Annotated in this window: 10 protein-coding genes; 1 reads left to right on the forward strand and 9 read right to left on the reverse strand. The window is 49.8% G+C overall.

Going from position 1 to position 14677, the window contains the following annotated elements; translation table 11 throughout:
• From BGL48_RS11865 to BGL48_RS11885, 5 genes are all read right to left on the reverse strand, one after another.
• A partial coding sequence (locus BGL48_RS11865; protein ID WP_176719668.1) for a VCBS domain-containing protein occupies positions 1 to 3116 on the reverse strand: 3116 nt, incomplete at its 3' end.
• 262 nt (positions 3117 to 3378) lie between these two features.
• Positions 3379 to 5250, reverse strand: coding sequence for a PhoX family protein (locus BGL48_RS11870; RefSeq protein WP_069362837.1), 1872 nt, complete (start codon positions 5248 to 5250; stop codon positions 3379 to 3381).
• A 187-nt stretch (positions 5251 to 5437) separates the two neighbouring features.
• Complete coding sequence (locus BGL48_RS11875) at positions 5438 to 6289, reverse strand: lipase family protein (RefSeq protein ID WP_069362838.1); 852 nt, start codon at positions 6287 to 6289, stop codon at positions 5438 to 5440.
• 121 nt (positions 6290 to 6410) lie between these two features.
• Entirely contained in the window at positions 6411 to 6911 is a 501-nt protein-coding gene (locus BGL48_RS11880) for a hypothetical protein (RefSeq protein WP_069362839.1), read from the reverse strand.
• Between the two features lie 97 nt (positions 6912 to 7008).
• Positions 7009 to 7743 (reverse strand): transporter substrate-binding domain-containing protein, encoded by a 735-nt coding sequence (locus BGL48_RS11885; RefSeq protein WP_069362840.1) that lies wholly within the window; start codon positions 7741 to 7743, stop codon positions 7009 to 7011.
• A 235-nt stretch (positions 7744 to 7978) separates the two neighbouring features.
• On the opposite strand from BGL48_RS11885, the gene BGL48_RS11890 reads away from it, so the two are divergent.
• Positions 7979 to 8569, forward strand: coding sequence for a TetR/AcrR family transcriptional regulator (locus BGL48_RS11890; protein ID WP_069362841.1), 591 nt, complete (start codon positions 7979 to 7981; stop codon positions 8567 to 8569).
• A 34-nt stretch (positions 8570 to 8603) separates the two neighbouring features.
• Here BGL48_RS11890 and BGL48_RS11895 read toward each other — a convergent pair whose 3' ends face one another.
• From BGL48_RS11895 to BGL48_RS11910, 4 genes are all read right to left on the reverse strand, one after another.
• Positions 8604 to 9323 carry a YebC/PmpR family DNA-binding transcriptional regulator gene (locus tag BGL48_RS11895; protein ID WP_069362842.1) on the reverse strand — a complete coding sequence of 240 codons (720 nt, stop codon included), beginning with the start codon at positions 9321 to 9323 and terminating at the stop codon, positions 8604 to 8606.
• 134 nt (positions 9324 to 9457) lie between these two features.
• Positions 9458 to 11686 (reverse strand): methyl-accepting chemotaxis protein, encoded by a 2229-nt coding sequence (locus BGL48_RS11900; RefSeq protein ID WP_069362843.1) that lies wholly within the window; start codon positions 11684 to 11686, stop codon positions 9458 to 9460.
• Positions 11687 to 11831: 145 nt separating this feature from the next.
• Positions 11832 to 13361 (reverse strand): bifunctional GNAT family N-acetyltransferase/carbon-nitrogen hydrolase family protein, encoded by a 1530-nt coding sequence (locus BGL48_RS11905; RefSeq protein WP_069362844.1) that lies wholly within the window; start codon positions 13359 to 13361, stop codon positions 11832 to 11834.
• 32 nt (positions 13362 to 13393) lie between these two features.
• A complete protein-coding gene (locus BGL48_RS11910; RefSeq protein WP_069362845.1) occupies positions 13394 to 14656 on the reverse strand; it encodes a GGDEF domain-containing protein in 1263 nt (420 codons plus the stop codon).
• Between the last annotated feature and the right edge of the window lie 21 nt (positions 14657 to 14677).

The raw sequence follows: 14677 nt of genomic DNA on the forward strand, positions 1-14677 counted from the left end.
GAACCATAAGTGCCGGATGCTGGTGATTCCGCAAGCGTTGGGCTATCGTCGCCATCAACATCACTGATCGCAATGGTGCCGGTGGCAGTCACCGCGGCATCGCCCACATCACCCTCGGTGACCGAGCCAACAAATTCACCGGTGACTTCAGGGGCATCCTCGCTACCGGTAATGGTGATCACGATATCTTGCGGAGTGCCGTCAGAGGCATTGAGAGTAATGGTATCGGTGACCTGGTCGCCGGCATCTAAATCCTGCACGCTGGCTTGATCAAGGGTGTAAGTCCAGTTGCCATCGACCAGCTCTAGCGAGCCATAGGTACCAGTCTCTGTAGTATCGGCAAAGCTCGGTGCATCGTCACCGTCGATATCACTGATCGTAATCGACCCAGTGGCAGTCACAGGCGCATCGCCCACATCACCCTCGGTCATTGAACCAACAAATTCACCGGTGACTTCAGGGGCATCCTCGCTACCGGTAATGGTGATCTCGATATCTTGTTGCGTGTTATCGCTCGCGGTGAGGGTAATGGTATCCGTCACCTGATCGCCTGCGTCTAAATCCTGCACGCTGGCTTGATCAAGGGTGTAAGTCCAGTTGCCATTGACCAGCTCTAGCGAGCCATAGGTGCCCGCTTCGGTGGTATCCGCAAAGCTCGGTGCATCGTCGCTATCGACATCACTGATTGCAATCGTACCACTTGCAGTGACGGCGGCATCGCCCACGTCACCTTCGGTCACTGAGCCAACGAACTCACCGGTGACTTCAGGGGCATCCTCACTACCAGTAATGGTGATCTCGATATCTTGTTGGGTGTTATCGCTCGCCGTCAGGGTGATAGTATCCGTGACCTGATCGCCGGCATCTAAATTCTGCACCGCAGACTGATCGAGCGTGTATGTCCAATCGCCGTTCACCAGCTCGAGCGAGCCATAACTACCCGTTTCTGTGGTATTGGCGAAGGTTGGATTATCGTCGCCATCCACATCACTGATCGTAATTGACCCAGTGGCAGTCACCGCCGCGTCACCTTCATTGCCTTCGGTCACTGAACCGACAAACTCACCGCTGACGTCGGGGTCGTCATCCGTCCCCGTAATGGTGATAACAATATCTTGTTGGGTGTTATCGCTTGCGGTCAGGGTGATAGTATCCGTCACCTGATCGCCGGCATCTAAATCCTGCACGGCAGACTGATCGAGGGTATAGGTCCAATCGCCGTTGACCAGTTCCAACGAGCCATAAGTGCCGGTCTCAGTGGTATCCGAAAAGGTTGGGCTATCGTCGCCATCAACATCACTGATCGTAATTGACCCGGTAGCGGTGGCAGGCGCATCGCCCACGTCACCTTCGGTCACCGAGCCAACAAACTCACCACTGACTACAGGGTCGTCATCCGTCCCGGTAATGGTGATGACAATATCTTGTTGCGTGTTATCGCTCGCCGTCAGGGTAATGGTATCGGTGACCTGATCGCCGGCGTCTAAGCCTTGGATAACGCTACTGTTATTGTCGAGCGTATAAGTCCAGGTACCATTCACCAATGATAACTCACCATACTGACCCGACACATTGCCATCGGAAAAGCTCGGTGCATTGTTGTCATCTGCATCCGAAATACTGAGGGAGCCCGTTGTTGCTAATGTGGTGTCTTCGATGACATTGCCGCGAGTTTGGCCACTAATCACAGGATCATCATTGGTGCCTGTGATCGTTATCGCGATCACTTGGGTGCTGCCGTCTGATGCGGTCACAGTGAAGTTTTCCGAAACGATATCGCCTTCACTAAGAGACTGCACAGCATCGCTATCCGCGGAGTAAGTCCAGTTGCCATTGGTGAAGATGAACTCACCATACTGGCCGGATTGCGTGCTATCGATCCACGTGGGATTATCGTCGGGGTCGGAAATTGACAAGGTCCCGGAAATGGCATCTCTGGCTATCAAACTTCCGTCAGAGCCATCGATTTCACCCTCTGAGAGCGTGCCTGATGTGTCTCCTGTGATGGATGCGGGATCGTCAATACGTTCCACGGCTGAGGTGAAGGTTTGAGAGGTGCTTGTTTCGCCGTCTGAGGCGGTGATGGTGAATGTCAGCAAGGCGATATCCAGTGCATCGTTATTGATTGCATCTACGCCTGCCTGAGTGAGAACGACATTATTGCCCTGCAATTCGACATAGTTTTGGCCGCCATCGGCCAACGACAGAGTGAGGACATCGCCTTCTATGTCATTGGCAGACACGGTGCCGACGGTATCGCCAGCCGCAACTGCTTCCTCGGTGACCGTGGTGGCAGAAAATTGCAGCGTAGGCGCATCGTTGACTGGATTCACGGTAACCGTGATATCAGACGGCGTTTCTGCTTGACCATCAGAAACGATAACCGTGAGGTCAAGGTCGCCATTGAAATTAGGCGGCGGTGTGATGACGATATTACCAGACTCATCTTCATCGATATCGACATCTGGATTGCCACTGGTGATGGAAGCAATGGTGAGGGTGTCACCATCGGGGTCGTTGATTTGCTGTAGTATTTGATTCGGTGTCAGCACTAATGGCTGATCCTCATCGGTACTGAAAGTGAGTGATTCGGCACTCGGTGTTTCATTGGTGGCTGCGGTAGGAAATACAGCGTCAGCACTTGCCAATCTAAGTGCGGTTAGAGCAAAAAGCTGTTCGTCGCTAATGCCAAATCCTGAGCTGGCAAGCCCCTCGGTTTGAAAGCCTGCAACGATCTCGCCAATACGGCCGTTCGCTTCAATAATCGCCATGGCGGTGATCGCAGACCCAGAGGCTGCCGCACCAGCGGCGGTAGCAGCATCTTCAATAGCACTGGGATCGTCACCTTGTTGGATGGTTTCAATGATTTCAAGCACATCCTCAGGTAAATCTTGTGCCAGCGTATCGTCTTCGCCTTCGCCGACAAGCAAGGCGGACAACGCGAGGTTCGCATTGGCACCATTTTCAAGGCGCACTGAAGCTGGCTCGTTGCCGACCGCGGCGAGTAGCTCTCCTGTCGAAACCGTTTGATTAGCCTCTATTTGACGTACTTGGCCATCAGGCTGAACGGCAGCAACCGTTCCTTGTGTCTCGGTGACTTGTGTCTCTGTCGCCATGCTGTCGGCTCCTTCGGTAACTGCATTGTGCCAACGCGTTGTTTTTGAATGATTTACATTCTTTTGTCAACTTGTTAGGTGCAGCTTGGCGCATTATCGATACATATACCCTCTGTAAATATAGTTGATAGTTTGCAGAGAAGTGCAAAATTTGCGGGTTTGGTCATACTCGAGTAGTGCTTAAAAAGCCCTTGTCGAGACAAGGGCTGAGTGGTGTTGGTTAAATAGCGCGCGAACGGGAGTGTATCGCCGCGGAGGGCTGTTAGGTCCCGATTACGCCACCGTCGTCTTTGGTGATCATGATAACCGAAGAGCGAGGAATGCCGTCACCGCCTGCAGGGAAGTGCGCGCCTGGATGTTGCACGCCCACAAACATAGTGCGTGAGTCGGGCGTAAAGGTCAGTCCTGTGATCTCGCATGATGTAGGCCCGGTGAGGAAGCGACGAATTTCCCCCGTTTGCGTGTCGGCACAGAGCATTTGGTTATTGCCCATGCCAGCGAAGTCTCCCTCGTTGGAGTAATCACCGTCGGTTTGAATCCAAAGACGACCGGCACGATCAAAGCCGATACCATCTGGGCTGTTAAACATGTTGTCTTTATTGATGTTATCGGTACCCGCCATCAATCCAGATTGCTTTTCAGGATGGCCGGCCATCACGAAAATGTCCCACTCAAAAGTAGGCTGAGTATGATCGCCTTGGGTCGGTGCCCAGCGAATAATATGGCCATACGGGTTTTTGGTGCGTGGGTTGGCCGCATTTAATGGTTGGCTGTCTTTCACGCCACGGTACTTGTTATTGGTGAGGGTGCAGAAGACATGCTTGTTGTCGGCGTGCACGGCGACCCACTCAGGACGATCCATGGTGGTTGCACCCACTTGCGTCGCGGCTTCGCGGGCAAAAATGAGCACGCTGGCTTGGTCGGGAAAGCCATTTTCTGGGGTCAGGCCATTTTTACCAAAGGTGAGCTCTAACCACTCTCCTTGGCCTTTTAGCTCGTCGTCGCTGCCAGTAAATTTGGCGACATATAAGGTGCCATTTTCGAGCAAATCGCGATTAGCGCTACCTTTACTCGGATCGTATTTTCCTTCAGAGACAAACTTATACAGGTGCTCGCCACGTTCATCATCGCCCATATACACAACGACATGACCATCATCATTGACCGTTAGCGCGGCATTTTCGTGCTTAAATCGACCCAGTGCACTGCGCTTTTTCGGGGTTGAGTTGGGATCCATAGGATCAATTTCTACCACCCAGCCAAAGCGGTGGGGCTCATTGGGATGCTTGGCGACATCAAAGCGCTCGTCGTGTTTATACCAGTCGTATCCCCAATCACTATCGCTGATGCCGTAGCGCTGATAGGTTTTGCCTAAGGTAACGGTTTTTTCGCTGGCAAAATAGCCGTTAAAGTTCTCTTCGCAGGTGAGATAGGTGCCCCAAGGCGTTTCGCCGTTGGCACAATTGTTAAAGGTGCCGAGGATCTTCTCACCCGAGGGGTCAGCCGCGGTTTTAAGCAATGAGTGGCTGGCAGCAGGACCTGTCATTGCCATTTCTGTATACGCGGTAATACGGCGGTTTAAGCGGCCTTGTGGATTCACTACCCAACGACCATCGACTTTTTTGAGCTCAACCAAGGAGACACCGTGCGCTGCTTGTGATTTACGCGCATCATCGGCTGAGATGTTTTCTCCACCGTGCGTAAACAAATACTCATCGTTGATGTACTCGTTATTGACCGCGAGCAAGGCGCGATCATTGGCGAGCGGGAAAAATGTCATGCCATCATTATTGTCGCCAAACTGCTGCGCTTGCGCATCGGCGTTGTTTTGTTGAGAAAACGCAGGGGCATTGGCAAAAATAGGATCTCCCCAAGACACAAGTACATCTGCCTTATAACCCGCAGGGACGCTGACTGTATCAGCGGTTGAGGTGGGGATGGCTTCAAACCCAAGCAGTTCACTTTTGCTCATGCTGCCAGCCACGGCCTTTGCGACAGGGTTAGCGGCAAAAAAAGCGACTGTACTGGCTGCGCCCGCGCCTTGTAAAAAGCGGCGACGACTGACGGCGGCATCAATAAAGCGATTGAATTCGGGTTCTGCGTCCAGCGGACGTTGGTCAATATGCTTGCTCACGACAATTCTTCCTTTCTGTTCGTTATCGTATTTATGATTTAGGTGATAGCGATGCGCTAGAAAGTACATCGCAAAGTCGGTCGAAAGTGTGGCGAGGCAATATGAAAACGCGGTGACTACTGGGTGACAGTCTTGGGACAGTGAAGGAAGCTGGTATCAAGATCACGTATTGGTTGGTACAGACAAATTAGTGTTGGTCAAAGTAATCTTTGCGTCGGATGTATTTATCCATGTAGTGATAAGCGATGGGGCGTGCGAGCCAGCTAAATAAAACCCGCAGCACGCGAATCAGTGACGACGTGTCGGTATAGATTTTGTTTTCATGTAGCCATAGAAGCCGACCGACATGCCAATACAGCAAAGGAATACCGGGTAAGAAGGTAATAATGTCGACATCACAACAGATACGGTAGGTTTTGGTGTGAAAAGGATAGTGCTGCTTAAAGCGCCACATACCGGCAGCGGGTTGACCAAAGGTGACGATGCGTTTAATGGCACTGCTCATTGGTGTTGGAAGCATCGCCGCGGCAAGGACCGCCATCGCGCCGCCTGACGAGTGGCCAATAAAAGAGACTTTTTTGTTGGCCTGGACCAAAGGCGAAAGGGCGGAGCAGAGTTTATCGAGCACCGTATTACCGTCTAAGGAAGCCATATCCGCGGCATGTGCGACATCAGCAAACTGGCTGGTCGTCATTGCTTGGTAACGACGTTTGTGCTGTTGCCATGGCAAACTTTTTTGTGTCAGTAAGTAGTGAAACCCCCAGTGTACGCAACAATAAGCGTTAGCCATGCGAATACGCTTAGGACCACAGGCACAATTTACCAGCCAGTCCCACAAGGTTTGCGAGCCGCGAAATACCACCACCACATCGTCATCATCTCGCCATAGCACGCGAATAATACAGCGCCCCCAGCGATCGTAAATATCACGTCGCCCACTCGGACTGAAGCCGTACTGCGTGTGATTAAAATAGGCAGGATAAGAGGCGCGGCATAAAATGGCATACCGCTCGTATTGATACCGCTTTAGTCGCTTCATGGTGAACCTTGTGTCATCGTCATGGGCCTAGGCTAGCGAATAAACGTGACGAAATAGCGAAAGCAGTGTGTGATTATCAATCAGTCGATAGCTGAGATCTCTGGGCGTGGCCAAGGCATGACTAATAATTAGTAAGAAAAGGCTCGAGATGTGTATCGTAAGTCAGGGCTTGGATTGGCCCTCGGTGCGTGATCAAAAATTCCGCATTGGTGCAATTCCCGACACCGATAATGACTTGTACCAGCAAACGTAAGTCTCTTAACCAACGTTGCGACTGCTCTTGGCTCCAATCGTCACGATACAGGCTCATGTGATAGTCCACCCACCAGTAGGCACCACGAATAAAGGCCTTCATCACTGATTCAGCCGCCAAAATTTGCTCGGCAGTCCCAGAGAAATCAAAATCAGGCGAAATGGGCTTGCCTTGTGTAAAGGCCACATAATTGCGGCAATGACGGAATAATGCGAGCTGAAGCCCTGCAGCGGAGTCGTAGTGGGTAAGCGCCAATGTGGTCACGGGGAGGTGTTTAATTGACCGACGGAATAACGCGGCAGTGCGCTTCCCGGGCATAAGGTGCTCAATCGCATAAAACAAATCTAGACTGATAAGCTGATTACTCAAAGCAACTCTTCTCTAACTGATTCAACCGACTCATCCTGCCTGAAATGGCGCGTCGAGTATACAGTATTACGGACTGAAAGGAAGCAATAAACCTTCATTACTCAAGCCCATAACGCGCTTTCAACTCAGTGACCTTGGCATGATTATCGGCTAAAAATTGGTTAAATTCTTTAATCAGTTTTGGATAGTGAATTGTCGAAAGGTGGTGTGTTCCTTTCACATGTGGGAGGGCATCATCAAATTTGACGGAGCCTTTTTTTAGCCCCATTTGGTCAAGATAAAACTGTGCGACGTCAATATTGGTATAGCCTCCATCAACGCGACCACTGATGACCTTCATTAACAGCGAATCATATTGGTAGCTTTCATCAACACGTATTTTCCCTGCGTTGATGCGAGATTGATAAGGATGAGGTGTGAAGCCAGTAACGGTACCGAGTAAACGGAATTCATTCAAAGGCCGGCCATAATATTGGTCAATGACCATGACGCCATTCGTATAGCTCACCACAGAATCACTGTATGTGACACTGGCTTTCTTTTTAATTTTTTGCCCCCAATCTGGACTGTCGGGATATTTTAGATCAAAGGCGCCTTCAACAAATCGACGATCGAGCCGTCTTAACGGTAGCGCTTTATAAACGAAACGGTAGTGATATTCATTGGCAAACATATCCAAAAGCTCTCGGTTAAAGCCAGAATAGTTGCGATTAGAATAGGCTGAATACGGGTAATACTGTGAAAAACTCTGTACGCCAACCACATACGTGGTCTTAGCGCTCACCGGCCATGTAACCGCTAATGTTAACAGTAACGCCCATAGTCCTTTCATCACTGACTTCACCCCTTACCATTTCTACCTCTCTTCATTGTAGCCATTGCGTTTAAACCTGTCTTTGAACCTTATTCTGTTATTTTACAACACCCACTTTCATGCCTTTTTTCTTCCGACGCCTTGGTGTTGAGGAATTATTCGGTTATCGGTCACATTTTACCCAAAAAAAATTGAATGAACATTCGGTATGTTTTATTTTTTCATCTGAACTTTCACTTTTGATCAAAAAACGATGAACAAAAACGAAATTGCGTCGCGTGCTATGCGCCAACATATTCTTTCGACTACGCTAGAAATCGTTGGAAATGAGGGGCTTGCTGCGTTAACGGCAACAAAATTAGGGAAGAAAGCCGGGATCAGTAAAGGGGCGTTGTATCATCATTTTGACAACCTTGATGCCGTCAAATATGCAGCGGTTGATGAATTAATCTCTATGTTTCTTGCCGTGGCCGAGCCTGCCAATTTTGATGATTTTGAGAGTTATCTCGAAGTGACAGGGGATACCTTGTATCTCACCATGCAATGTGAGCCCTATGCGATGAAAGCGATGTATAGCTTTACCACCCAAGCCTTATTTGATGAACAGTTTAGGGTCGCTATTCAGCGTTTTTCTCAACATGGGTTAACGGAATATACACGCGCAATTGAGTACTTCTATCAGGGAAAAATCCCGCAGCATCAAATTGATACGGCGATTCGTGTCGTGGATGCGTTTTTCCTTGGAGCGGGGTTGCAAAGTTATGTCTTGCAGGGGGACGATCAGTTTCGTCAAAATTGGGCGTTATTTTCGCAAATGTTACTCACGCAACTGGGTGAGCGATAAGGCGCCATGATGACATGGCGCTTAGTCATTGTGCTTAGATTAGCTCTGCGTTGTGGTAGACATTTTGCACGTCGTCGCAGTCGTTAAGCATATCGAGGAACTTTTCAAAACGTTCAACATCGTCGCCGCTGACCTGAGTGTCGATTTGAGGCACAAAGGTGATCTCTTCAAGATCAATCGGCGTGTCGCCAAGAAAGTCACTTAGCGCATTTTTCACTTTGAAAAACTCTGTATGAGGGGCAAAAACGGTAATCACTCCTTCGTCTGCTTCGATGTCTGACACATCCACATCAGCCATCACCAAGGCCTCGAGGGTGCCTTCTTCATCCTCGCCTTTAAACTGGAAAACAGCTTGGTGCTCAAACATATGAGACACCGCACCGGGCGTGCCAATTTTCGCATCGTTTTTCACAAAGCACTGGCGTACGTCCATATAAGTACGGCTGTTATTATCCGTTAAGCAATCCACTATCACCGCGCAGCTACCTGGCCCAAAGCCTTCGTAACGCGCCACTTCATAGTTTTCGCCACCTGTGCCATTGGCTTTATCGAGCGCTTTGTCGATCACGTGGCCAGGCACCTGGTCTTTTTTGGCCTTCTCAATCAAACGACGCAGTGATAGATTGCTCTCAGGATCCGAGCCACCATTTTTAGCACAGACGTAAATCTCTTTACCGTACTTTGAATACACCTTAATTTTCGCGCCCTGGGTTTTCGCCATAGACGCTTTACGAACTTCAAAACTTCGTCCCATTCGGAATCTCTCTTAATAACGCTTACGCAGAAACCGGTTGATTCTATCAAGAGAGTGATCCTTTGTACCAGTCAATGCACTGACCTTGAACAAAGTCAGTGCGATGGGTACTCAGAGAAAATGATGCCGCTCGATTAGGCTTGTTTGCACTGAAATTTTTGCGTGTGGCCTTTTAGTGTATGAGAGAGTTCGCTGAGATTGTGTGTCGCTTGAGTGATTTGATCCATTGCTTGACGGTTTTCACCTGTCATGGTGTTGATCTCTTCCAAGTTTTGGTTAATCTCCGTCGCCACGAGAGATTGCTCCTCTGAGGCACTGGCCATTTGCATCGCCATGTCTGCAATTTCATCCACCGCATTCACCGCTTGCTTGAGCGACGATAAGCTTGTTTCTGCGCGTTCTGAAACATGGTTGGCGGTTGTCGCACTCTCTGAGATAGCTTGTGTTGTGGTGCTGGAGTTATGCTGAAGATTATCAATCATCTGCGTGATCTCACTGGTCGCTTGTTGTGTGCTTTGCGACAGTGTGCGCACTTCGTCGGCGACGACCGCAAAGCCGCGACCTTGTTCGCCCGCGCGTGCCGCTTCAATGGCTGCATTCAATGCTAACAGGTTGGTTTGATCAGCAATTTGGCCAATCGTTTGCAATATGCTGGAGATATCTTCAGCGCTTTGCCCGAGCGCATCTGTTTGCTCTTTGGCGTGATTGAGACGCGTGACAAGATCTTGCATCGCATCGACAGACTCGGTCACTTGTTGGTCACCGTTATGGATAAGTGAACGCGCCTTTTCGGTAGCATCCGCTGTCGAGGCGGAACTGGAGGAAATTTGATTGGCAGTCGCTGTCATTTCTTCCATCGCTGCCGCCACTTGCTCTGTCCGGGCGTTTTGGGCTTCAAAGTTAGTGAGTGTTTGCACGCTCGAGGAGGATAACTGCTCAGCCGCAGCCGCTTGTTGGTTAGTGGCGCCGATAATATCGCACACCATGGTCGTGAGGTTGGTTGCCATCGCACGCATGGAGCGATAAATCCCCGTTGCTTTAGGGCTTGCGTCAAAGCGCACTCTCAGATCACCGTCGGCAATTGTTTGTACTATCTTGGCCATCTCAGCCGGTTCGCCGCCTATTGGGCGGGTAATCGAACGCGTCAATAGAATAGCAGTGACTACGATCGCAGTCACCGCAATCACCAACACGGTGATAATGAGTCCTTGCAGTTCGTTGAGTGCTGCGAACGCCTCTTTAACGTCCATTTCCGCAATGATTGCCCAGCTGAGTCCACTGACCGTCAGCGGGGCGTAGGCAGAGAGAACGGGATTACCGTTGTAATCATTAATGACATCGATACCGGTTTCGCCTTGCATCGCACGCTCAACGGCCAGTGTTTCAACGCTGCCTTGCGCAGGTTGCATAAAGGAGGCGAAAACCGACCGATGCTCGGCATCTAAGAAGGAGTCTGAGCGCATCAAGTTATCTGGTCCGACGAGATAGGTTTCGCCTGTGTTTCCCAGTCCATCTCGCTCTGCCATAATCGCACTGAGCTTATCTATCGGGAATTGATAGGCGAGCACACCAATGACGCTACCGTTGTGATAAATCGGCGATGCCATAAACCCTGCTGGTGCGTTGTTTGAGGCGGTGTAGGGTGAGAAATCAATAATCACGGTATCGCCATCTGCTAACGTTTTCGCTTGACGGAAAGCGTCAGCTAGGCCGGAGGTACTAAACAGACCCGTTGTTAGCGACGTGCCGAAATCAAGCTCTTTAGCGGCGGAGTAAAGGATGTGGCCTTGGTTTGCTTCGATCATAAAGATGTCGTAGTAACCAAACTTTTCTTGAACATCGCGTAAGTAGGGATGGATGGTTTGATGCGCTTGATCGTACTGAGACAATTGGCCACTGGTTTGATATGCGCCTTTTTCTCCCACGGGGTTAGGGTTGTCGATTAAGTAGGCTTTTTGTAGCGCCACCGTTTGTGGCGTTAGATCGTTCACCAGATCCTGTGCGCTGGGTAGTGTCTCTGTGCTGATCTCATCAAGTGGATCAATGAGGTGACGCTGATAATAGCGGGTCAGTTGTGAGCTTGCCTGGGCGGTATGAGAAGGGAGTGTCTCCATGGCATCAATCATGCTGGCCATGGTGTTGGACACGGAAGGGGTTTCAGCGGTGGTAATTATTTGCCCTTCGGCGGTTTGGAAATAGCGTGTGACCGCTGATTTTTTTACCTCTCGCAACGCTTCAAGCTGACTAAACGTTTGATGCTCGAGTGACGACGAGGCGGTATGAAGAGAAAGCAAGCTAATGATCAACGCGGGGAGGCAACCCACACCCAGTAAGCTAACTAGCATTTTATATTTGAGCTTCATGATCTCACCTCAACGTCAAATTGGCTAAAAAATAAGCAGTCCGTTGGGTAAGGATAGAAGCTTTTGGTAAGTGTGTATGGAAATCTAGTCTTTTTGTCTCCTGCTTACAAATAAAAGCCCCGCACTCGGCGAGGCTGGATTAAGGCTACTCTTGGCTTAAATGGCTGGCATAGAGCTTGGGCCTACGGTGTTTCAAGTTCGTCACCGAGCCTCGTTCATGCAGCATTTTGAGCTTGTCCAAATCGACGTCAGCGAAAATCATCATCTCGGTATTAGCGTTCGCTTCCGCAAGTGTTGCATCGTGCGGGAAATAGACATCCGAGGGTGAAAATACCGCAGACTCAGCGTACTGGATGTCGACATTATCTACCCGAGGAAGGTTGCCCACGCTACCGCCAATCGCGACATAGCACTCATTTTCAATCGCGCGAGCTTGGGCACAAAGGCGCACACGTAAATAACCGTTTTTGGTATCGGTCCAAAAGGGCACGAATAGGATCTGTACACCTTGCTCGGCAAGAATACGCCCTAACTCAGGAAACTCGGCGTCATAGCAGGTGAGAATACCCACTCGGCCCGCATCGGTTTCAATGACTTTGACCGTATCCCCGCCATCGATGACCCAGTCACGTTGTTCGTGCGGCGTAATATGGATTTTGTATTGCTCATCAATACTACCGTCGCGATGCATTAAGTAGGAGACGTTATACAGTTTGCCATTTTCCAACACGGGCATACTGCCAGCGATAATATTGATGTTGTAGGTGACGGCCAATTGCGAAAAACGTTGCTTAATTGCTTGGGTAAATTCACTGAGAAAGCGGATCGCCTCGACGGAGCGCTTATCAGGTGCAAGCCCCATTAATGGCGCGCAGAAGAACTCGGGAAATAGCGCGAAATCTGACTGATAGTTGGCTAAGGATGAGACGAAGAATTCGGCCTGATTCAAAAGATCATCCACTGAGAGCACATGACGCATCTGCCATTGCACGACCCCGAGGCGGACGATGGTTTTTTCAATATCATGCACAGAGGATGCGTCTTCTTCATAGAAGAAGTTATCCCACTCCAACAGTGTGGCATAACCTGCAGACTTATCGTCTTCGGGTAAATAGCGATTCATCAAACGCTTAACATCAAAGTCATTAGACAGCTGAAACGAGAGGATAGGATCGTGAACCTCTTTTCTTCTGACTTTATTAATATAATCCGTCACTGAAACATCATTGTGTTTGTGATAACCCGGTATACGACCGCCAGCAAGGATCGCTTTTAAGTTAAGCGCCTGACACAGATCCTTTCTCGCTTCGTAAAGTCGGCGGCCAAGACGATGGCCACGATAATCAGGGTGTACAAACACGTCGAGGCCATACAGTGCATCCCCTTTTGCGTTGTGGAACACCACACCATCATCCGTAATGATGTTGGCATAGGTATGCGGCAGCGAAAAGCGGTTGTAGGATACTTTAAGCGTTAACGCGGCGGCGACGATTTTTCCATTATCTTCAATGCATATCTGGCCATCCGGGAAAGCGGTGACCAGTTGCATGATCGTGCTCTTAGGCCAAGCACCGCCGACATCCGGGAAGACGAGATCCATCAACTCTGCTAAGGGCTGATAGTCGCTGACTTCAATGACACGTAGATTCAGTAGCGTGGCGGTGTTCTCATCCATTACACGTTCTCCTAGTACGGGCTGAACGCCTATTATGACAAAGATTGACGCTCGAGATAACGTTTAGGTAGAGAAGGGCTATCAGTTTCCTGGCTGATGGGCGATTGATTGGATGTTGGTGATATGCTGGACGGCGCATCACCATGTTCAGTTAATGCGAATTCAATGCGGTTTCGCCCACGGGCTTTTGCTTCGTATAAGGCGGTATCCGCGCACTCAAATAACTGATTCATCGCGACATATTGCTTCTGACGCTTGATGCCGACGCCGATACTCACCGTAAACTGGATGTGATGGCCGTATTCGGTCGTCACCTGGCATGCCTCGATTTGGCGTTTCAGTTGTAGCGCAATGTCTTGTACGCGACGCACAGACTGACCACTGAGTAGCAAAATAAATTCTTCGCCCCCCGTTCTGGCGCAAAACGCGCCTTCTTGTTGGGTGATCCTCTCTAAGTGTTGACTGAAAGCGACCAATACTTGGTCGCCAGCAAGATGCCCATAGACGTCATTAATACTTTTGAAGTTATCCAAATCAGCCAGGATAAGGGCATTTGGTTGATTAGAAAGAAGGCGCTGTGCGGATTGCGTCACAAAGGCGCGTCGATTCGGAAGCTGCGTTAAGGTATCACGGAGCGCAAGCTGACAAAGCGTGTGCTCTAGTCGCTCAAAACAAAGGTAAATGAAGGTCATAAACTTGACGAATTCGGCCATTAAGATCAAGTAATACACGGCAATATAGCGTTGAGATAGGCCGGTGTTCTTCATCGGAGTGTCAAAGGCGAAGTAGGCGCGAAGCCCATAAAGTATCAGTAAGAGGAGGAGCACGGACGCATAGAGTTTAAAGCCTATCCGCTTTCTCTCTGGGCTCTCTACAATGAGGATTAAAACCGCAAGGTGCATTGCCACGTAGAACGCACAATACCAAGTAATACGGAGAGCAAGCGGAATATGATTGGCAAGAATGAGTGTATAAACCCCTACACCTAAGAGTGCGGCCAGCGAAGCCGTCCGCCATGACAAGGGTTTGCCCACGAAGGATTTCGTTCCTAACCACACCAGAATATGCGAGCAAATCGCGGCTGTGGTGCCTATCCAAACGAGCCCCGACGTTTCAGTGACATTGCCAATGTTATACACCGACGTGCCCGTCGAGATCAGCAGACAAGCCAGCCCCCACAGCTTGATGTCTTTGTGTTGATTAAATTGCCACCCAATCAACAACACGCCAATGGTGAGTAGCCAGAACACACTGATGTAAGCCAGGGTAAGTGTGGGAAGGTGAAGATTAAACACGTGACCGAATCCATCCGATAA

It is taken from the genome of Salinivibrio sp. SS3 (genome assembly GCF_001722105.1).
GTDB classification, from domain to species: Bacteria; Pseudomonadota; Gammaproteobacteria; order Enterobacterales; family Vibrionaceae; genus Salinivibrio; species Salinivibrio kushneri.